The organism is Paenibacillus sp. FSL K6-2393 (assembly GCF_038002545.1).
Classification (GTDB): Bacteria; Bacillota; Bacilli; order Paenibacillales; family Paenibacillaceae; genus Paenibacillus.
The window spans coordinates 4,999,744-5,019,350 of the sequence record NZ_JBBOCU010000001.1 but is presented as its reverse complement, the minus strand read 5'-3'; the positions used below and the strand labels follow the sequence as shown (position 1 = coordinate 5,019,350).

At 46.4% G+C, this 19,607-nt stretch carries 18 protein-coding genes and 1 riboswitch; of the genes, 13 read left to right on the top strand and 5 right to left on the bottom strand.

Annotation, left to right across the window (positions count from 1 at the left end; all coding sequences use genetic code 11):
* Positions 1-12: 12 nt before the first annotated feature.
* The 3 genes from MHI14_RS22085 (at position 13) to MHI14_RS22075 (ending at position 2,830) form a co-directional block, all read left to right on the top strand.
* Positions 13-699, top strand: a complete 687-nt coding sequence (locus MHI14_RS22085) for an MOSC domain-containing protein (protein ID WP_249911265.1) — start codon at positions 13-15, stop codon at positions 697-699.
* A 73-nt stretch (positions 700-772) separates the two neighbouring features.
* The gene (locus MHI14_RS22080; RefSeq protein WP_017689617.1) at positions 773-1,651 is read left to right on the top strand and encodes an ROK family protein; all 879 of its coding nucleotides are present in this window, start codon (positions 773-775) and stop codon (positions 1,649-1,651) included.
* A gap of 177 nt (positions 1,652-1,828) precedes the next feature.
* Entirely contained in the window at positions 1,829-2,830 is a 1,002-nt protein-coding gene (locus MHI14_RS22075) for an HRDC domain-containing protein (protein ID WP_341131201.1), read from the top strand.
* 70 nt (positions 2,831-2,900) lie between these two features.
* Here the strand turns inward: MHI14_RS22075 and corA are convergent, their stop codons facing one another.
* Positions 2,901-3,836 (bottom strand): magnesium/cobalt transporter CorA, encoded by a 936-nt coding sequence (corA, locus tag MHI14_RS22070; RefSeq protein ID WP_062833460.1) that lies wholly within the window; start codon positions 3,834-3,836, stop codon positions 2,901-2,903.
* Between the two features lie 451 nt (positions 3,837-4,287).
* A riboswitch (SAM riboswitch) is annotated at positions 4,288-4,411 on the top strand.
* Positions 4,412-4,647: 236 nt separating this feature from the next.
* On the opposite strand from corA, the gene metA reads away from it, so the two are divergent.
* From metA to MHI14_RS22040, 6 genes are all read left to right on the top strand, one after another.
* The gene (gene metA / locus MHI14_RS22065) at positions 4,648-5,565 is read left to right on the top strand and encodes a homoserine O-acetyltransferase MetA (protein ID WP_341131200.1); all 918 of its coding nucleotides are present in this window, start codon (positions 4,648-4,650) and stop codon (positions 5,563-5,565) included.
* A gap of 24 nt (positions 5,566-5,589) precedes the next feature.
* The gene (locus MHI14_RS22060; RefSeq protein WP_091032745.1) at positions 5,590-6,777 is read left to right on the top strand and encodes a PLP-dependent transferase; all 1,188 of its coding nucleotides are present in this window, start codon (positions 5,590-5,592) and stop codon (positions 6,775-6,777) included.
* Entirely contained in the window at positions 6,774-7,946 is a 1,173-nt protein-coding gene (locus MHI14_RS22055) for a trans-sulfuration enzyme family protein (protein WP_036669808.1), read from the top strand. The genes MHI14_RS22060 and MHI14_RS22055 overlap by 4 nt, the downstream gene beginning before the upstream one ends.
* 241 nt (positions 7,947-8,187) lie before the next feature.
* Positions 8,188-9,324, top strand: coding sequence for a cyclic dehypoxanthinyl futalosine synthase (gene mqnC, locus MHI14_RS22050; protein WP_091035048.1), 1,137 nt, complete (start codon positions 8,188-8,190; stop codon positions 9,322-9,324).
* Between the two features lie 241 nt (positions 9,325-9,565).
* Positions 9,566-10,543, top strand: a complete 978-nt coding sequence (locus tag MHI14_RS22045) for an aldo/keto reductase (RefSeq protein WP_091032743.1) — start codon at positions 9,566-9,568, stop codon at positions 10,541-10,543.
* On the top strand, positions 10,540-11,553 hold the full coding sequence (locus MHI14_RS22040) for a zinc-binding alcohol dehydrogenase family protein (RefSeq protein ID WP_341131199.1): 1,014 nt from the start codon (positions 10,540-10,542) through the stop codon (positions 11,551-11,553). The genes MHI14_RS22045 and MHI14_RS22040 overlap by 4 nt, the downstream gene beginning before the upstream one ends.
* 85 nt (positions 11,554-11,638) lie before the next feature.
* Here the strand turns inward: MHI14_RS22040 and MHI14_RS22035 are convergent, their stop codons facing one another.
* From MHI14_RS22035 to MHI14_RS22020, 4 genes are all read right to left on the bottom strand, one after another.
* Positions 11,639-12,544 (bottom strand): YitT family protein, encoded by a 906-nt coding sequence (locus MHI14_RS22035; RefSeq protein WP_091032738.1) that lies wholly within the window; start codon positions 12,542-12,544, stop codon positions 11,639-11,641.
* Positions 12,545-12,657: 113 nt separating this feature from the next.
* Positions 12,658-13,896, bottom strand: coding sequence for a cation:proton antiporter (locus MHI14_RS22030; protein WP_076289901.1), 1,239 nt, complete (start codon positions 13,894-13,896; stop codon positions 12,658-12,660).
* 4 nt (positions 13,897-13,900) lie between these two features.
* Complete coding sequence (locus MHI14_RS22025) at positions 13,901-14,395, bottom strand: cation:proton antiporter regulatory subunit (protein ID WP_091032736.1); 495 nt, start codon at positions 14,393-14,395, stop codon at positions 13,901-13,903.
* Positions 14,396-14,690: 295 nt separating this feature from the next.
* Entirely contained in the window at positions 14,691-15,095 is a 405-nt protein-coding gene (locus tag MHI14_RS22020; protein ID WP_091032733.1) for a hypothetical protein, read from the bottom strand.
* Positions 15,096-15,275: 180 nt separating this feature from the next.
* Here MHI14_RS22020 and MHI14_RS22015 point away from each other — a divergent pair, with 180 nt between their 5' ends.
* The 4 genes from MHI14_RS22015 to MHI14_RS22000 all read left to right on the top strand — a co-directional run bounded on the left by MHI14_RS22015 (position 15,276) and on the right by MHI14_RS22000 (position 19,540).
* On the top strand, positions 15,276-16,220 hold the full coding sequence (locus MHI14_RS22015) for a putative sporulation protein YtxC (RefSeq protein ID WP_143023581.1): 945 nt from the start codon (positions 15,276-15,278) through the stop codon (positions 16,218-16,220).
* Between the two features lie 115 nt (positions 16,221-16,335).
* Positions 16,336-16,476, top strand: coding sequence for a hypothetical protein (locus MHI14_RS22010; RefSeq protein WP_341131198.1), 141 nt, complete (start codon positions 16,336-16,338; stop codon positions 16,474-16,476).
* A gap of 159 nt (positions 16,477-16,635) precedes the next feature.
* Entirely contained in the window at positions 16,636-18,573 is a 1,938-nt protein-coding gene (thrS, locus tag MHI14_RS22005) for a threonine--tRNA ligase (protein WP_091014697.1), read from the top strand.
* 175 nt (positions 18,574-18,748) lie between these two features.
* Positions 18,749-19,540: a 3D domain-containing protein gene (locus MHI14_RS22000; protein ID WP_256332303.1), complete on the top strand. Its 792-nt coding sequence runs from the start codon at positions 18,749-18,751 to the stop codon at positions 19,538-19,540.
* Positions 19,541-19,607: the final 67 nt, after the last annotated feature.

Below are 19,607 nucleotides of genomic sequence, written 5' to 3'. Positions count from 1 at the left end.
GTATGATGCCAAATGACACTCACATCTGATCGAAAGCCAGAGGAGGGCAATACAGCTGTTCTGGCCATTAATGTAGGACTGCCGCAGCCGCTCCCTGGGCAGAAGCGTGAAGTGCTGAGCGGCATTGTGAAACATCCTATATCCGACGCGGTTTTCCTGTCATTCACTGGAATGACAGGGGACGCGCAGGCGGATCTGGTGCATCATGGCGGCCCTGACAAAGCCGTTTGTGTATACGATTACAGTCGTTATCCGGCGCTGGAACAACTGATGGATCGCAAGCTGAACTGGGGAGCTTGTGGAGAAAATCTGACGGTTGAAGGCTGTGCCGAAGAAGACGTCAGGATTGGTGATGTGTACGAGTTGGGCGAAGCCACAGTGCAGGTCAGTCAGCCCAGACAACCTTGCTTCAAGCTGGGTGCGAGGTATGATTATAAGGAGCTGCCTGTTTATTTTCAGGAGAGCGGATATACCGGCTTTTACTTTCGTGTACTGCAAGAAGGTGAGGTAGGGCCTTCATCGATATTTCGACGGATCAGCACCGATCCTGCATCAATGACGGTTCTTGAAGCCAATCGAATTATGCATCAGGGGAAAGAAAATGTCGATGGTATCCAGGCGTTGCTGGCCATTCCTGCACTGTCAGACAGCTGGAGGCAAACGTTAATGAAACGATTGTCCAAGCTGGAGAACAAGTAGCAGGGTAATTATAGTGTCATCAAGTAAAATAATCCGAATTCCTTTTTTAAACTAACTTGGGAGTGTGACTAACATGACGATCTTAGGCGCAATTGAAGCAGGCGGAACCAAATTTGTATGTGGTATTGGCACAGAAAACGGAGAAGTTTTGGAACGTGTAAGTTTTCCAACAACAACACCGGAAGAGACCATGGCTCAAGTGATTTCATTTTTTGAAGGCAAAGGCATTGAAGCTTTGGGTGTAGGTTCATTTGGTCCGATTGATCCGATTGAAGGAAGCCCAACATATGGCTATATCACAACAACACCAAAACCACATTGGGGACAGTATAACGTGATTGGCAAGCTCAAGGAGCATTTTGATGTACCGATGACATTTGATACGGATGTGAATGGTGCGGCACTTGGAGAAGCAACCTGGGGTGCTGCACAAGGTCTTGAGAGCTGTCTGTATATCACTGTGGGTACAGGTATTGGTGCAGGTGCTGTGGTTGGCGGTAAAATGGTCCATGGATTGTCACATCCAGAGATGGGACATATCATTGTACGCAGACATCCGGAGGATACATACGAAGGTTTCTGTCCGTATCATGGTGACTGCCTTGAAGGTCTTGCAGCAGGCCCGGCCATTAACAAACGTTGGGAGCAACCGGCTTATGAACTGCCGGCAGATCATAAAGCTTGGGAGATCGAAGCGCATTACCTGGCACATGCACTGATGAACTATGTTCTGATTCTCTCTCCGCAGAAAATCGTCATGGGTGGCGGAGTAATGAAGCAGGAGCATCTCTTCCCGATGGTGCGTAGCAAACTGCAGGAGTTGTTGGCTGGATACGTTCAGCATCCGGCACTTCAATCCGAGATTGACCAGTATGTTGTCTCACCAGGACTTGGCGACAATGCAGGGCTGTGTGGTTCGCTGGCGCTTGCCAAATTGGCATTGAATAAGTAGAGCAATAAGGGATTGACGAATTTTACCATTGTGGTATGATATGGGCAACAGCATAGTACGGTTAATGAGGAAGCACCTCTCTTGCATGGATTTTGCAGGAGGGGTGTTTTTTTTGTGCTGCCTGTAGGTAGTATCTCTAACTCGTATAAGCTGAATATTCAAAGGGAGGGAACGAAAATGGAAGTCATTTTCATGAACAGATTGTCCAGAATGTCAGATCAGAATGCAGAGTATGCACAGTTATGGATTGGGGAAGAGGAAGATAGTTGGCAGCTGGGATGGAGTCGCTACGAGGAAGGAGAGCGTGAGGACAGCATCTGGTATGAAGGGACTTCTTGGGAGGAGCTGCTTCATATTTACCGTCATCAGCTTGCCATACAGATGAGTGAGGGGTACCGACCGCAGTTGCAGGGGTTATTTCATGAGAATGATGATCTGAAGTCACGCAGTTATGGTGGACAGCGGCTCCATTGTTACAGTGAGTTATACGGCAATGAACAATTATATACGGATCTGTGCACATGGCGCAGGAAGAGAGCTGTGTCTGACCGGAAGGCACCGTATTTTATTGCAACGAATCGTCTGCTGCGTTTGATCAGTGCCTTTGTTCCGCAATCGCTGGATGAACTGATGCAACTGCCGGGCGTAGGAGAGAGCAAAGCAACTGAGTATGGTACGGAATGGATGGAGATTACAAACGGGTTGGAGCGTTCAACGACATTCCCGCTGGACTGGGTATACACGGCGCTGAAGGAAAAAGAGTATGAGAGTTGGTTATACAGGCAGAGAGAGCAAAAGTACAAGCAGGAACTTGATAAGTTCACCACGCGTAAGCAGGTGCTTGAAGGCATGAAGGAAGGGTATACGTTAGAGGAGATTGTTAATCGATCCGGATTATCCCGACGCGAGTTGGTTGAGCTGTTAGAGGCACTGGATCACGAAGGTTATGACACCGATTGTCTTCTTGATGTGGAGCTGGCAGTGATGCCAGAGAACGAACAAGAGGCCGTATGGAGTGCGTATGAGGAGCTGGGAGATACGTTCCTGAAGCCAGTATTACATAAGGTGTATGGAGGAGAGAAACCCGATGGAGGAAGTCTGGAGCAGGTCTATGAAAGACTGCGCATGATTCGAATCCGTTTTCGTCGGCACGCAGAGACAGAGAAGAATGTTGGTTAATGATCAGAAATGAAAAAAGACGAGGCGTTTCTCCCGGAGGAGCGCTTCGTCTTTGTTATTTCATACGAGTTCATACCCAGTCTTTCTTGCGGAAAATGAAGAACATGCTCAGGCCCAGTGTAACCATCAGACCAATCACAACAAAATAGCTGTATTTCCAGTTAAGCTCTGGCATATTCGTAAAGTTCATGCCGTATATACCGGTAATGACCGTCAGCGGCATGAAGACCGTGGTAATGGCGGTAAATACACGCATGATCTCATTCGCCCGGTTCGCAATACTGGATTGGTAGGCTTCTCGCAAGTTGCCCATCAGGTCGCGATAAGTCTCAAAGGTTTCAGATATTTTTACAGCATTCTCATAGATGTCACTGAAATACTTTTGCAGTTGATCATCAATGAGACGCAGATCTTTTTTGTTCAGGGTGTTAATGACCTCTTTCTGAGGTCCGAGCACTTTCTTGAGCCACAGAATCTCACTGCGTAGCCCGATAATTTCATTCAGATGTGACTTTTTGGTGTGCATCAGAATGTCTTCCTCAAGCTTCTCAATCCGTGCTTCAATTCGGTCACCTACGGTGAAATAATTATCAACAATCAAGTCAACCAGCAAATACAGCAGGCGATCCGGTGTACTGATTTCCTGTTCCCACAGGATTGGTTTCAGTGTGCGCAATTCGCTGACCTTTTGCTTCGTAACACTAATAATGAAATGTCTGCCGAGGAATAAGTTCACCGCACGTAGAAATATCTCTTCATCATCGAAACGGATACTATTAATCACAATAAAATAATGGTTCTCATAAATTTCAATCTTCGGACGTTGTTCTTCGTCACTGAGACAGTCTTCCACAGCCAGATCATGCATCAAGAACAGCGGCTGAAGTACCGCCAAATCGTCTACGTCTGCATCAATCCAGTAAAATCCTTCCGCTGGTGGAGTCAGCGCCTGCTGAATGTCGTCCACCGGAATAAATACACCGTTGTTTACCAACCGGATTTTCATCGTTAATCTACTCCTTCTGCACCCGCCAACTTGGCGGATATTATCATTATGGGCGCAAAAAGAACAAATCAGCCGGTCGGCAGCGGAGCCTGGAGATCAGGGCTGCGTTCATTATATAATCAAACGGAAGTCACGTCCCGCTGCCGGCATGCTGATGTCAATTCTCTATGCAGTTTGTCGGAATTCGGCTGCCAGTCAGGCCTCGGGTCGCCATCCATTTAATATGTCACCTCTCACATAAGGGTTTATAACACCTTGTTTAGTATACCGCTGGTACAAGGTGCTTTCAAGCGCAAAAATGTGTCTATTTCGCGCCCTGAGGCAGTGTATGACAACGGATGATGAACGGTTCCGATCTGGGAAGCAGACATCGAACTGCATCTTGACGTGAGGGCATTAATGTAATAAAGTAGACGGTGAACCATATTTAATTACAATCTAATACAGCGAAATCTTATCAAGAGTAGGTGGAGGGACTGGCCCGATGAAACCCGGCAACCGGCGGTATACCGCACGGTGCTAATTCTTGCAGCGACTAAGTGTCAAGTGGCACTGTTGTAACTGAGAGATGAGAGAGGCGCATATCTTTTTTACATATGACCTTTCTCGAAATCCGAGGAAGGTCTTTGTTATATGCCCCGACTTCTCAGCAGTGATTTTCGCTAAGGAACTTGAGGTTGTTTGTAACGTTGGATGAAAGAGTAATTCAATGTTTTTACAAGCTCAAGGCAGTCTATACCTGTATTGATGTGAAGACATCAAGCCAGGGGTGGCTGCATCTATCTATGCAAAAGGAGGAGTTAGACTTACTATGCCAATCAAAATACCCGATACTCTACCAGCAAAAGAAGTACTTGAAGGAGAGAATATCTTCGTCATGGATGAAACTTCTGCATATCAGCAGGATATTCGTCCACTCCGTATCGCTATATTAAACCTGATGCCCACAAAGGAAACGACCGAAACACAATTGCTTCGTCTGGTGGGAAACACGCCTATTCAGGTAGATGTTGTTCTCGTACATCCCAAATCCCATACGTCGAAGAATACGTCTCAGGAGTATTTGGATCTGTTCTATAAAACCTTTGATGAGATTGAGAACCGCCGTTTCGATGGAATGATTATTACGGGTGCTCCGGTGGAACAGATGGATTTCGAAGACGTGAACTATTGGAATGAAATCCAAGAGATCTTTGAATGGACCAAAACCAATGTGACTTCAACCCTCCACATATGTTGGGCTTCCCAGGCAGGTTTATACCATCATTTTGACGTACCCAAGGTTGCACTGGATGAAAAGTGTTTTGGCGTTTTCCCGCATACCATCAATAAACCACATGTTCCGTTGTTGCGTGGATTCGATGAAGTATTCAACGTTCCACATTCCCGTCATACGGAAGTGAGACGCGAAGATATTGAAAAGAATGAGAATTTAGAGATTTTGGCTGAATCCGAGGAAGCGGGGATCTTCCTGGTTGCTACCAAAGACGGCAAACAGATTTTTGCCACAGGACATGCCGAGTATGACCCGTTCTCATTAAAGTGGGAGTATGACCGGGATGCAGCCAAAGGGTTGGATATCGCATTGCCTAGACATTATTATCCGAATGATGATCCTTCCCGTGTGCCACCGGCTACTTGGCGCGCTCATGCCAACTTATTATTCTCTAACTGGCTCAATTACTATGTGTATCAAGAAACACCTTACGATATTGGCCCGCAAATCTAATCGAGATTACAGGAGGATGCAGCAATGGAAGACAACAACAAGTTGAAAATCGAAAGCCGCTTAGCACAAATTGGGTCCATCAATGAACCGGTAACAGGCGCCATTAACTTTCCGATCTATCAATCCACTGCGTTTCGCCACCCGAAGCTTGGACAAAGCACGGGGTTTGATTATATTCGTACGACTAATCCAACCCGTAAAGTATTGGAAGAAGCGGCCGCAGCGCTGGAGTCTGGTGATGCAGGGTTTGCCTGTAGCTCGGGAATGGCCGCGCTGCAAACGATTTTTGCCATGTTTGGTCAAGGGGATCATCTGATTGTATCGCTGGATCTGTATGGTGGAACCTATCGTCTGCTGGAACGTATTCTGTCCCGTTTCGGCGTAACGGCAAGTTATGTGGACACGAATGACCTTGCAGCACTGGAGAAGGTTCGTCAGCCGAATACAAAAGCTGTATTTATTGAGACACCAACCAATCCACTGATGATGATCACCGATGTGGAAGCCGTTGCTTCCTGGGCGAAAAGTTACAACCTGTTGACTATTGTTGACAACACGTTGCTGACTCCATTTTTCCAACGTCCGATTGAACTGGGTGCCGATATCATCATTCATAGCGCTACCAAATATCTGGGCGGACACAATGATGTGTTGGCCGGACTAATTATTACCAAAGGTGAAGCGTTATCTGCAGAGATGGCGTTCCTGCATAATTCCATTGGAGCGGTATTGTCTCCAAGTGACTCCTACCAGTTGATGAAAGGTATGAAAACGCTGGCTCTTCGCATGGAGCGTCATGAGCACAATGCACTTACTATTGCTAAATACTTGCTTGAGCACCCAGCGGTGGTTGAAGTATATCATCCAGGTCTATCCGATCATCCGGGGTATGAGATACAGAACAAACAATCCACGGGTAACACAGGTATCTTCTCTTTCAAAGTGAAGGATGCACGTTATGTTGAACCATTGCTGCGTCATATCAAACTCATTGCTTTTGCCGAAAGTCTCGGCGGAGTCGAATCACTCATGACCTACCCAGCGGTACAAACGCATGCGGATATTCCGCTTGAGATTCGTGACGCCGTGGGTGTGGATGACCGTTTGCTCCGGTTCTCCGTAGGCATTGAACATGCGGATGATCTGATTGCAGATCTCGGCAATGCGCTGACAGCTGCACAACAGGAAGTGGAAGGAGGCGTGCACTCATGAGTGAGTCCAATAACAAGCCTAATTCCGAGTTGAAATTTGATACCAAATTGCTCCATTTTGGAGATGAAATTGACAAAACGACTGGAGCATCCAGTGTACCGATCTACCAAGCATCAACCTTCCATCATTTTGATATCTTCAATCCGCCTCAGCATGATTACAGTCGTTCGGGTAATCCGACACGTCAGGCTTTGGAAGATTACATCACATTGCTGGAGGGCGGTGCACGAGGCTTTGCCTATTCTTCGGGGATGGCTGCGATTTCAAGCGTGTTCATGATGTTCTCCGCAGGGGATCACATGATTGTAACGGAAGACGTATATGGAGGTACGTATCGTTTGCTTACTTCCATATTAAGCCGTATGCAGATCGAGACAACCTTTGTAGACATGACCAACATTGATGAAGTAAAAGCGGCACTCAAGCCAAACACCAAGGCAGTTTATATGGAAACACCGTCCAACCCTACACTGCGAATTACGGATATCGCTGCCGTAACTGACTGGTCGAAGGAACATGACCTGATCACGATTCTGGATAACACCTTTATGACTCCGTACTATCAGCGTCCAATTGAGCTTGGTGTGGACATCGTCGTACATAGTGCTACGAAGTTTCTCGGAGGTCATAGTGATGTACTGGCAGGGTTAGCCGTTGCTCGTACGGAATCACTTGGCGTACAACTGAAACAGTTACAAAATGGACTTGGAACTGTACTCGGGGCACAAGAATCCTGGCTTCTGATGCGCGGGATGAAAACCTTGGGGGCTCGCATGGCTCATAGTGAACGGAGCACAGCTAAACTTGCGGCATGGCTTAATGAGCGTAGTGATATTACCGCTGTCTTTTATCCTGGACTGGAGGATCATCCGGGCCGTGAGGCACATGAGCGCCAGTCCACAGGATATGGAGCTGTCGTTTCATTTGACGTCGGTTCAGGCGATCGCGCAAAAGCAGTTCTTAACCGGGTGAAGCTACCTATTGTTGCTGTAAGCTTGGGAGCTGTGGAGAGTATTCTATCCTACCCAGCCATGATGTCTCATGCGGCAATGCCAGCTGAGGTTCGCCGTGACCGTGGCATTACAGATGGGTTGCTGCGCTTCTCTGTAGGTCTGGAAGATATCGAAGATCTCATTGTAGATTTGGAGCAAGCACTTCAGGAATCCTAATAAAAGTGGATGACCGAATACGCCGATGCGTATCACTTAATCTCGAATAAATTCCATTCCATATGTAAAAATTTTTACTTATTTTTAAAGCACCTGTACATAAGGTGCTTTTTTTCACATGTAACCTGTGTTACGATATGTGGAGTACAGAAATACGATGTTGCCACCAGAACTTGCTTCTCTTGAACAAGTTGGGACGGATCGTTATATAATTTCTCTTCATGAGGGAGGCTTTTTTACGATGAGTACGGTAGACCGTATCTTAGATAAAGCCCTTCGGGGCGAACGTTTGGACTTGGAAGACACGATTGAGCTATTTGAATCGAATGAAGTGGACAAAATCGGGGCAGCTGCTAATGTTATTATGAAACGCATGCACCCTGAACCATACAGAACATTTGTAATTGGGCGTAACGTCAACTACACAAACGTGTGTGATGTGTACTGCCGTTTTTGTGCTTTCTACCGGAGACCTGGTTCGGATGAAGGTTATGTGCTTCCGGACGAAGTTATTTTCCAGAAGATTCAGGAAACGGAAGATGTGAATGGTACCGAGATTTTGATGCAAGGTGGAACGAATCCAAACTTGCCTTTCAGCTATTATACAGACCTGTTGAAAGCCATCAAAGAGCGTTTCCCAAATATCACGATGCACTCTTTCTCCCCAGCGGAGATTATGAAAATGGTTGAAGTATCCGATGGCCTTACATTGGAAGAGGTTGTACGTGCCATTCACGAAGCTGGTCTGGATTCCTTGCCTGGCGGCGGTGCTGAAATTCTGGATGACCGCACACGTCGGAAGATCAGCCGCTTGAAAGGCTCATGGCGGGATTGGATGGACGTTATGCAAACTGCACACCGCATCGGCATGAACACCACGGCAACGATGGTTATCGGCCTTGGTGAATCGATGGAAGAGCGTGCATTGCACTTGCTCCGCGTACGTGAAGCTCAGGACGAATGTATTGCCAACAAGTATGATTCCGAAGGTTTCCTGGCGTTCATTCCTTGGACTTTCCAGCCAGACAATACAAACCTTAAGCTGGAGCGCCAGACTCCGGAAGAATACTTGAAGACTGTAGCCATCAGCCGACTGGTGCTGGATAATATCAAGAACATCCAATCCTCATGGGTAACCATGGGTCCGGAGATTGGTAAGAAGTCGCTTGAATTTGGCTGTAATGACTTCGGTAGTACGATGATCGAAGAGAACGTTGTATCTGCTGCTGGTGCAACATATAAAGTTAACATTGAATCCATTCTGCGTTTGATTCGGGAGTCCGGTTATATTCCGGCACAACGTAACACCCGATACGAGATTGTGCGCATGTTCGACGAAGAGAATTCCGTGCATGAAGATTTCGTAATGCAGAACTAATCCTGATTATTTGAATACTACTCCCATAAATGCTGATCGTTAGATAAGTATCTATGAAAATTTATGAAACCAAGCCCGCTGACTACTCCGTTTGGAGAGACGGCGGGCTTTTTGATTTGTTTCTGCGGATTGAGGTCATCAAACAGTACAAGTTACGCAATTGGCGATATTTTATATTGAAATTGAACTGTTACAATGAAAGGGAACTTGTGTAGTCAGACACGCTGGAAGGGGTAAACCGATGAAGAGAAGAATACTTGGCAAGACGGAACTGGACGTACCTGTATTGAGCTTTGGAGCATCCTCACTCGGTTCTGTATTTCGTGACATTGACCGGGACGAAGGGATTCGCACTGTACATGCGGCAGTAGATGCGGGGATGAATTACATAGACGTTTCACCTTACTACGGCCTGACAAAGGCGGAGACAGTGTTGGGTGAAGCCATCCGCAGCTTGCCGCGCAGTTCATATATGTTATCAACCAAAGCCGGACGGTACGGGGAAAATGAGTTTGATTTTTCACGTCAGCGGATTCTGGATAGCGTGCAAGAGAGCCTGGATCGACTGCATACAGACTATATCGACATTCTGTTCCTGCATGATATTGAATTTGTGCCAGCAGAGATCATCGTAGAAGAAGCCTTTCCAACGTTGCTGCGACTGAAAGAGCAGGGAGTTATACGACATGCGGGCATTTGTGGATTGCCCTTACCGTTGTTCGAGAAGGTTCTGCCGCAGATCGATGCGGATGCGATCATCTCGTATTGTCATTATTCATTGAATGATACCTCATTATTATCGTTATTGCCCTTGTTGGAAAAAAAAGAAATTGGCCTCGTCAATGCTTCGCCTCTTTCTATGGGCTTGTTGAGTACCCGAGGTGCTCCTGCCTGGCATCCGGCAGATGATCGGGTGAAAGAGCTCTGCCTGAAGGCAGCCCGCTTCTGTGCAGAACAAGGTAGTGACATTGCCAAGCTGGCCGTGCAATTCTCCACGTCGAATGAACGAATTCCAACAACACTGGTGAGCAGTGCCAGCCAGCGCAATATCCTCAATAATGCAGTCTGGATAGAGGAACCGTTGGATCAGAGCCTGCTGGATGAAGTGCTGCGCATTCTGGCTCCATTGCATAACGAGACGTGGTCAAGCGGACGACCCGAATATAATATTAAGCCAAGCAACACGACAGCGAAAGCATCCAAGGGGGAACAACGATGAGAGCCATTGTATGTGAAGAAATAGATCAATTGAAGCTCCAGGACCTGCCTCAACCGGAACGAGCAGAAGGAGAGGCGTTGGTTGCCATTCGGCGGATTGGGATCTGTGGAACGGATCTGCATGCATACAAAGGCAACCAACCATTCTTTACCTATCCTCGTGTTCTGGGTCATGAACTGGCGGCTGTTATTGAAGAGATCGGTCCGAACGATGTAGGGCTACAGCCAGGGGATCAGGTAAGTATTATTCCCTATCTTCATTGTGGTCACTGTATTGCATGTCGCAGTGGAAAAACCAATTGTTGTGCGTCCATGCAAGTCATGGGTGTGCACGTAGACGGAGGCATGAGAGAAAAAATCAGCGTGCCTGTCTCACATTTACTCTCAGCAGAAGGTTTGACGCTGGATGAGACGGCAATGGTAGAACCATTAAGCATTGGAGCCCATGCCGTCAGAAGAGCAGGAATTAAACCTGGTGAGCATGTGGTTGTGATTGGAGCTGGCCCTATTGGATTGGGCGTGATGGCATTTGCCAAACAGGCGGGGGCGCGTGTTATCGCTGTTGATCGTAATCTGGACAGACTTGAGCTTAGCCGGACTTGGGCTGGAGCCGATGACCTGGTCCAGGCTAATGAACATACTGTACAACAAGTGGCTGAAATCACGGGGGGCGACTATGCTACGGCTGTCTTCGATGCAACAGGTAACGTGAATTCCATGAATGAGGCCATTCAATATGTTGCGCATAGTGGTCAACTCATTTTTGTAGGACTGGTGAAAGCGGATATTACCTTTCATGATCCTGAGTTTCACAAGCGGGAAATGAGTATCCTGGGCAGTCGGAACGCAACCCGTGAAGATTTTGAACAGGTCCTGTCCACCTTGCGTCAAAAGAAATTAAGTATGGATGGGTATATCACACACCGAGTGGAATTTGATGAGTTACCTACTGCAATAGACCAATGGTTATTGCCAGATTCACATGTAGTCAAAGCTATCGTTGAACTATAATATCAATTAATTATAAAAACAGAAAAAAACGCTCTCTGACCTTGTTGAACAAAACTGTTCATCCATAGGGTAAGAGAGCGTTTTTTTATTTTTCCGGATTCGTCATAATGCCCGCATGTGGATCAATGTGACGAACAATGGACTTCAACCAGATCATCTCCAGCACATGTACCTCATAATAAAGTGCACCCGGGATCTGCCTGATCCATCCTTCAGCCATCGCGAGTTGTGTTGAGTCAGAAGTGGCTTCCAGCGTTCCAGGTTCACGGCGCAGCCGTTTGCGTACAGCTTTTTCAACTTGAGAGCTTTGTGTGGTCAAAATGCATACTTTGCGTTTGGAAGAGAAACCCCTGAACGCAATGTACACCATTTCATAAGCAATAAGGTAGGCGATTACGGAATACATCGCTTGGTCCCAGCCAAAGACAACACCAGCGGCTGTCAGTATCAACAAGTTAAGCAGCATGATTATTTTTTCGATAAGCATCCGTTTTCCGCTAAATACACGTTCAGGTGGGCGGGAAGACGGATCACCGATTTCCAGCGTATCCAGTGTCCCACCATACCGCACGACGAGCCCAATTCCGAGTCCGAGGCATAATCCGCCAAACATGGCGGCAGCCAGCGGATGCTCTACAAGTGGCGGCATGGGATGAAGCACAATGGCACCGATCGAAAAGACAACCAGACCCAGAACAGTAACCAGTACAAATTTCTTCTGCACAATCTTGTAGGACAGAAATATAAACGGAACATTGAATAAAAATAGGAATAATCCAATTCTCATTTCGGTCCAGTGGGCGAACAGGGAGGAAATGCCTGTAATGCCTCCAATAATGATCTTATTGGGGTGTAAGAACAATTCAAGTCCCACGGAGGCCAGAATTCCACCAACAATCACAAGCAACAGGTTTAACCAGCGGCGGGTTGACGAGATTCTGGTCTTGGCGGTGTTTGGCACCGGATTAGCCGATATCAGAGGTGCTTTCATAGGTCATCCTCCTTAGTGCGGCTTTCGAGCCATTCTCCCTGGGTTAGTCACAGAAAGATCGGCGTAAGAGCCGCGAAGTACGTTAGTATGTCTGTTCTGTACAGACATAGGGATTATCCTTCTTTCTGCAGAACCTTTGGTTCTTCTTTCTTTTTCCGAGGATCTTTGAACTTGAATATTTTATCCAATAAACGGAATACATGTTTGGACTCTTTGGTTAATAAAGGACCCAGAATGGCCAGAATTAGGACATACAGTGCGGCAAACGGTTGAATCATTGGCAGCAGTCCTCCTGCTTTACCCATGTTGGCCAAGATGATGGAGAATTCACCCCGTGACACAATGGTTAATCCAATATTGGCCGATGCTTTGGGCGATAGTCCTGCACTGCGTCCGGCCATCATACCTGCCAGGAAGTTACCGAACAATGTAATAACAACTGCAATCAGAGCTAACCATACGGCTTCGCCACCCAGAGACAATGGATCAATGGACAATCCAAAGCTGAAGAAGAAGATGGCTCCGAAGAAGTCACGGAACGGCAGAATCAAGTGCTCAATCCGTTTCGCGTGTTCTGTTTCAGCAAGCACCAGTCCAACCAGTAATGCACCGATCGCTTCGGCAACATGAATGGTTTCTGAGAAACCGGCTACCAGGAACAAGGCTCCGAATACTACGAGAGAGAATAACTCATTCGATCGGATTTTAAGCAATTTGTTTAGTAGCGGTGTTGCTTTGCGTCCAAGGATAATCACGATAAGCATGAATCCGAGGGCAATAAGTGCGGACATGATGACGCCTCCGATGGAGGATGAATCACTAAGCACAAGTCCGGACAAGATCGAGATATATACAGCGAGGAATACATCTTCGAACATAATAATACCCAATATCATCTCTGTTTCCGGGTTGGCCGTTCGTTTCAAATCGACGAGTACCTTGGCCACAATGGCACTGGAAGAGATGGTAGTTATACCTGCGATAATAAGTGCTTCTGCAACTGGGAAACCGGACATAAAACCAAATATTAATCCCAGCGTAAAGTTAATGCCGATGTAGATCGAGCCGCCAACTGCAATAGAGCGACCCGATTTAATTAAACGACCTACCGAGAATTCAAGTCCAAGGTAGAAGAGAAGGAACAGGATACCGATCCGACCCATAAATTCAATAAAAGGCTGACTCTCAATAAAACGGAAGTCCAGATGCCAGATTTTCATGGCATGTGGCCCAACGGCCATCCCGATCAGAATATAAAACGGAACGACCGAAAATCTTAGTTTTGCCGATAAAAGGCCGGCTGCCGCAATGAGCACAAGGGCCAGACCTACTTCGAATATCAAATGATCCATCTATTTACCCCCTTCCAGTCAGGAGGAGGGATTTAAACAGTTTCTGCTGATTGCGTTCGCCAACGGCTACCACCGTGGATTCTGCACTGATAACTACCTCCGGACCTGGGCTGATATGTTTTTTGTGATTTTTCTCTACAACGGCGATAACCGTTGCCCCAGAGTTTTGACGTACGTCCAATTCACCGATGGATTTGCCGATACATCCGAAGGATGGTTCGATTTTGTACCACTCGATAATCAGGTCGTCAAACGTTACTTCAATATTTTCAAGCTGCTTTGGTTTGTAAGTTAATCCGCCAACAATAGCAGCAATCTGTCGTGCTTCATAATCGTCAAGTGTGATCATCGAGATGCTTTGATCGGGATCGTCATACTCGAAGTGGTACATTTCCCGGCGACCGTCATCGTGAATAATAATGACAATTTTATCACCGCTGCTTGTTTCAATCTGAAATTTTTTGCCGATTCCCGGCAAGTCTGTTTCGCGTACATCCATGGATTGTTGCCTCCTTATAATTAGGGGCTGGCCACAGAAGACAGGCTTATTTCCCGAAAATGATTAATCTGCTGCTCAAAGGAACATCAAAAGATGCGGGTAAACAGAGCCAGAAATTCCTGACACAGCCATATGATTTGAATTTGTCGGTGTGGGTACAACAAAAATAGGTACTGTCATAAACATGGGTTTATCTAACGTGTGCTAAAAGGGTTATAAGTTATGCACAAGCACACCGTCTTATAAATACAGAGGTGTCTCCATGCAAAAGCAACCTGTAAATACGTCGTAACGGCTAGTTAAGAGCGTTCACGTATTTTGGTGCTATAGGGGTGAGGGATACATACATGCTGGTAAACTTAATAGGTAGCAGAAATAATCTGCGTTTAAACAGACAATACCACGGTTTAAAGGACAGACCCGTTGTAGGGATTCGCAGCATCAATAACAATGCGAGGACAAGAAAGACAGGCTTATTATGCGTAACCGCAATCAGCTTGGACATGACTTGTGGGTATTTGCGAATGACAGGTTTCTGCTGGGATTCGGGTATTTGCAACAGCACTTCCTTGTTGGAAGTTGCTTCTACAGACACCCCAACGGCAGATTCGGACTGCATCGGAATAGGGAAGCACAAGGCTTGGAAAACGCACAAAATGATAATGATAGTATAGTGGAGTATTCTAGGTTGTTGTCTCATTTTGGCTTCCCTCCTTTTCCGTGAAACATACTGTTATTAAAATAATAACACATTTTTGTCTTAACTCCAAACCTCTTCATAATATACTGAGAAATCATGACACGCTTTCCATCAATCCGCTTCGTATATCCCTATCGGCCTTGCCATATACTTTGAACAGGAAGGAAAGGAGTGATTCTTGTGGAACTGTTTGCTGTATGGACCGATGTATCAGGGCAAGAGGAAGCGGATCAATTTTATCGTTGTGTCAAGGAAAAAACCAAAGGTTTACATATAAGTAAAAGAGGATTCCGGCTCACCTTCAAACATAATGATGGAAGAGCAACCTGGGTGTGCAGAGGGAATGAGAATCACGAAGACTTCCAGCAATGGCTTCCCCGGATCAGTGATCTGCTCTCCCTTGGACTCGCCGACTTCATTATGGAGACACAAGAACGGAACATCGTAGAGGATATGATCGCCAAGGCATGTTCTGTCATGGATGAGCATGAGGTGGAGAAGGTTAATCGAATCTGCATGCCCCTTCTATTAAATGGTGATCTGGATCAGCCCGGACTTCGGGAGCGCCGGCGTACTACATTAGCCAGTGGACTACGGCAGGATCTGGAGGATGTTCACTTTTTTCACCTTGAAGGCATTATCAATTTCCGTATACGGCCATATAAGCAGGAGCTTCAGGAATTAGTGGAGTATGCGCTGGATGAGTTCTGGATGGATCGGCAATATGAAGAGTTTATGGGGCTGTTAAAATATTTTGTGTTTTTTCAAGAAGCCAAAGTACCTCTGGTTCATCTTGTACACAAGGGAATGCATGAATTTCAGGTCCTGGATGCTGGACTTAATCTGTTACCCGTGCAAAAGGATGAACAGGTCGTTGTGGAAATGCCGGGTCTGGAACTGGAGATGGATATCGAAGATATGATTGTAAGTACACTCATCTCCATCTCTCCTGAGAAGGTCATGCTCCATACACGCACCCCGGATCTGCCAATCATCTCGACCATATGCCAGATCTTCGAAGACAAAGTGCAAATATGTCATCATTGCCCGGAATGCGAAGTGCTGCGCTCAGGATTGTTGACAGGTCTTGACGCAAGTGATCTCGGCAATTATAATAACTGTTGATCCATGAATTTTTCATGTGAACCTTTGAACCAAAAGCGTTGACAAAGACAACAACCACACGCAAGATCGGTGCAGAGAGAGGAACCTAGGCTGAAATTTCCTCCGGATATCACGTATGGTTTACCCCTTTGTAGCTGCAATTTTGAAAGTGGAGTTAGCATATCGCCTTTATTGGGGATTATCCGCGAGTAAGGATCTGCCGGGTCATGCCCGTTATCGTCATGCCAATGAGGGCTGTATTTCCGAATATGGATGAATCAGCTGAATTAGGGTGGAACCACGAGTATATATCACTCGTCCCTTTGCCGGGACGGGTGTTTTTTGCGTTCCTTTGCAAAATGACTGGAATAGCAATAGATAATCAGTCCATAAATATCTGGACACGAAGGTTACATTAACAGGAGGAATGAGACAAATGGCAGTGAACATTAAACTACCGGATGGTTCGGTACGTGAGTACGCGGATGGCAGCACCATTGAAGACGTAGCCGCTTCGATTAGCAGCGGATTGCGCAAAAATGCCGTAGCCGGCAAGCTGGATGGTATCGTGGTGGACTTGTCCACAACACTTCATGAGGGAGCATTGGTGGAGATCGTAACTCTGGATTCACCAGAAGGACTTGAAGTGATGCGTCATAGTACAGCTCACTTGATGGCTCAAGCAGTGAAACGTTTATATGGTAACAAAGAGGTACGCCTCGGTATCGGCCCTGTCATTGAAGATGGTTTCTACTATGATATGGACCTCGAACATGCGCTCAATCCTGAAGATCTGCAAAAGATCGAGAAGGAAATGGAACGTATTGTGAACGAGAACTTGCCAATTGTACGTAAGGAAGTTAGCCGCGAGGACGCGATCAAAACGTTCGAAGAAGTGGGCGATCCTTACAAACTTGAGTTGATTCGTGATTTACCAGCGGACAGTGTGATCACGATTTATGAGCAAGGTGAATTCTTCGACTTGTGTCGTGGCCCTCACGTACCATCAACTAGCAAAATCAAAGTGTTCAAACTGATGAATGTCGCGGGTGCTTACTGGCGTGGAGATAGCAAAAACAAAATGCTTCAACGTATCTATGGTACGGCTTTTGTGAAAAAAGCACAGCTGGACGAGCATCTGCACTTCCTCGAAGAAGCTCGCAAACGGGATCACCGCAAGTTGGGTAAAGAGCTGGAAATGTTCACATTCTCCCAACTGGTCGGTCAAGGCCTGCCAATCTGGTTGCCTAACGGTGCGAAGCTGCGCCGTACTCTGGAGCGTTATATTGTGGATCTGGAAGAAAGCCTTGGATATCAACATGTATACACACCGGTTCTGGGTAACGTGGAATTGTACAAAACATCTGGACACTGGGAGCACTACCAGGAAGATATGTTCCCGAAAATGGTTATGGATAATGAGGAACTTGTTCTCCGTCCAATGAACTGTCCTCACCATATGATGGTGTACAAGTCCAGTATGCACAGCTACCGTGATCTGCCAATCCGGATTGCCGAGCTTGGAATGATGCACCGTTATGAAATGTCGGGGGCATTAACAGGTCTGCACCGTGTACGTGCAATGACACTGAATGACTCACACATTTTTGCACGCCCGGATCAGATCAAAGAAGAGTTTGCTCGTGTTATCGAGTTGATTCAAACCGTGTACAAGGATTTCGGTATTAACGAATACCGTTTCCGTCTGTCCTATCGTGATCCGAAGGATACCGAGAAATACTTCCAGAACGACGAGATGTGGGAAATGTCCCAACGCATGCTGCGTGAAGTTGTGGAAGAGCTTGACCTTCCATTCTATGAAGCAGAAGGTGAAGCAGCGTTCTACGGTCCGAAGCTGGATGTTCAGATCAAAACAGCTCTGGGCAAAGAAGAGACATTGTCTACGGTTCAACTGGACTTCCTGTTGCCTGAGCGCTTTGAACTTGAATATGTGGGAGATGACGGACAGAAACATCGTCCGGTCGTTATTCACCGCGGTGTAATTAGTACAATGGAACGTTTCACAGCATTCTTGCTGGAGAACTTTGCAGGAGCTTTCCCGCTGTGGTTGTCTCCGGTTCAGGCAAAAGTAATCCCGGTATCCGGAAACTTCGACGATTATGCGCGTGAAGTGGAAGCAAAGCTGAAACGTGCGGGAATCTCTGCTGAAGCTGATCTGCGGAATGAGAAGCTTGGATATAAAATCCGTGAGGCGCAGCTTGAGAAAATGCCTTATATGTTTGTTGTTGGTGAGAATGAGCGCAATGCAGAAGCAGTATCTGTGCGTAAGCGTGGAGAAGGCGATCTGGGCATGAAACCGGTCGATGAAATTATCGCTCAATTGAAAGAAGAAATTGCAACACGTTTGGTATAAATGAACAAATGATCTATCAGATAACCAGTGCATAAGTTGCGCTGATCACTCTGCATAACGCCTGGATAACATGGGATTGACTATGTTATTCAGGCGTTTTTTCGTAGTGTTTGCAGTAAAAAGTATAGATTAATTGCTTTTTGGAAAACCTTTGCAGTGAGGGGGAGGTTATACAATGAAAAAGCAATTCTCAATTCAAAAGAAACATATACGGGGTTTATTGGTTGGCTGTGTGATATTCGCCGGGATGATGATTAACCTGAATCAGGCGGATGCCTATACATTTGAAGAGGAAAGTACAGTACTGCATGTCGAGAGTCAGAGCAGCAGCAGTGAAGGTCCGATTATTGAAACTTCGAGCAAGTCTTATCAAGAATTTCCAGAACAGGTCAGCCATCAATACAGCGATGAGGCCCAGCTGACCACCATGGTGTATATGGCATTATTGTGGTCACCACAACCAATGGTCATTCCAAGGCCTGAGCTTCCAGAAAAACAAGTGGCGGATCCGTCTATGCCGGTGCTTGCTCCGCGTTCTGAACAAATCCTGGGTACACAAAAGGTTACAGCAACGGGATATACGGCAGGAGTGGAGTCTACAGGAAAAGGGCCTAAACATCCTCAATACGGAATTACGTATTCCGGTGTCAAAGTACGTCGTGATAAAGAAACAGTTTCCACGATTGCAGCTGATCCAAAATTGTTCCCGATGGGTTCCATTCTGTATATTCCGGGTTATGGATACGGTATTGTTGCAGATACTGGTTCGGCGATCAAAGGTAATAAAATCGATCTGTATTTCCCGACAACCAAGCAAGTGTACAAAGAGTGGGGCAAAAAGGATGTGGAGGTACAGGTGATCAGGCAAGGCGCTGGAAAGTGTACAGAAAAGATGCTCAGCGAGTTGGCCGATGCGATCGATGTGTACAAATCTGTACCGGATTCCTGGCTGGACAAGGCCATTTAATTTCACATGTGAACATGAATAACAGAAGTGCTCTCTCCACATAATATTGACTGGGGACGAACCCCGC

What these genes read in the sequence shown, in the direction of transcription:
- MHI14_RS22085 (WP_249911265.1), top strand. Translation starts at nt 13, where the DNA reads ATGACACTCACATCTGATCGAAAGCCAGAGGAGGGCAATACAGCTGTT.
- MHI14_RS22080 (WP_017689617.1), top strand. Translation starts at nt 773, where the DNA reads ATGACGATCTTAGGCGCAATTGAAGCAGGCGGAACCAAATTTGTATGT.
- MHI14_RS22075 (WP_341131201.1), top strand. Translation starts at nt 1,829, where the DNA reads ATGGAAGTCATTTTCATGAACAGATTGTCCAGAATGTCAGATCAGAAT.
- corA (WP_062833460.1), bottom strand. Translation starts at nt 3,836, where the DNA reads ATGAAAATCCGGTTGGTAAACAACGGTGTATTTATTCCGGTGGACGAC.
- metA (WP_341131200.1), top strand. Translation starts at nt 4,648, where the DNA reads ATGCCAATCAAAATACCCGATACTCTACCAGCAAAAGAAGTACTTGAA.
- MHI14_RS22060 (WP_091032745.1), top strand. Translation starts at nt 5,590, where the DNA reads ATGGAAGACAACAACAAGTTGAAAATCGAAAGCCGCTTAGCACAAATT.
- MHI14_RS22055 (WP_036669808.1), top strand. Translation starts at nt 6,774, where the DNA reads ATGAGTGAGTCCAATAACAAGCCTAATTCCGAGTTGAAATTTGATACC.
- mqnC (WP_091035048.1), top strand. Translation starts at nt 8,188, where the DNA reads ATGAGTACGGTAGACCGTATCTTAGATAAAGCCCTTCGGGGCGAACGT.
- MHI14_RS22045 (WP_091032743.1), top strand. Translation starts at nt 9,566, where the DNA reads ATGAAGAGAAGAATACTTGGCAAGACGGAACTGGACGTACCTGTATTG.
- MHI14_RS22040 (WP_341131199.1), top strand. Translation starts at nt 10,540, where the DNA reads ATGAGAGCCATTGTATGTGAAGAAATAGATCAATTGAAGCTCCAGGAC.
- MHI14_RS22035 (WP_091032738.1), bottom strand. Translation starts at nt 12,544, where the DNA reads ATGAAAGCACCTCTGATATCGGCTAATCCGGTGCCAAACACCGCCAAG.
- MHI14_RS22030 (WP_076289901.1), bottom strand. Translation starts at nt 13,896, where the DNA reads ATGGATCATTTGATATTCGAAGTAGGTCTGGCCCTTGTGCTCATTGCG.
- MHI14_RS22025 (WP_091032736.1), bottom strand. Translation starts at nt 14,395, where the DNA reads ATGGATGTACGCGAAACAGACTTGCCGGGAATCGGCAAAAAATTTCAG.
- MHI14_RS22020 (WP_091032733.1), bottom strand. Translation starts at nt 15,095, where the DNA reads ATGAGACAACAACCTAGAATACTCCACTATACTATCATTATCATTTTG.
- MHI14_RS22010 (WP_341131198.1), top strand. Translation starts at nt 16,336, where the DNA reads ATGGTTTACCCCTTTGTAGCTGCAATTTTGAAAGTGGAGTTAGCATAT.
- thrS (WP_091014697.1), top strand. Translation starts at nt 16,636, where the DNA reads ATGGCAGTGAACATTAAACTACCGGATGGTTCGGTACGTGAGTACGCG.
- MHI14_RS22000 (WP_256332303.1), top strand. Translation starts at nt 18,749, where the DNA reads ATGAAAAAGCAATTCTCAATTCAAAAGAAACATATACGGGGTTTATTG.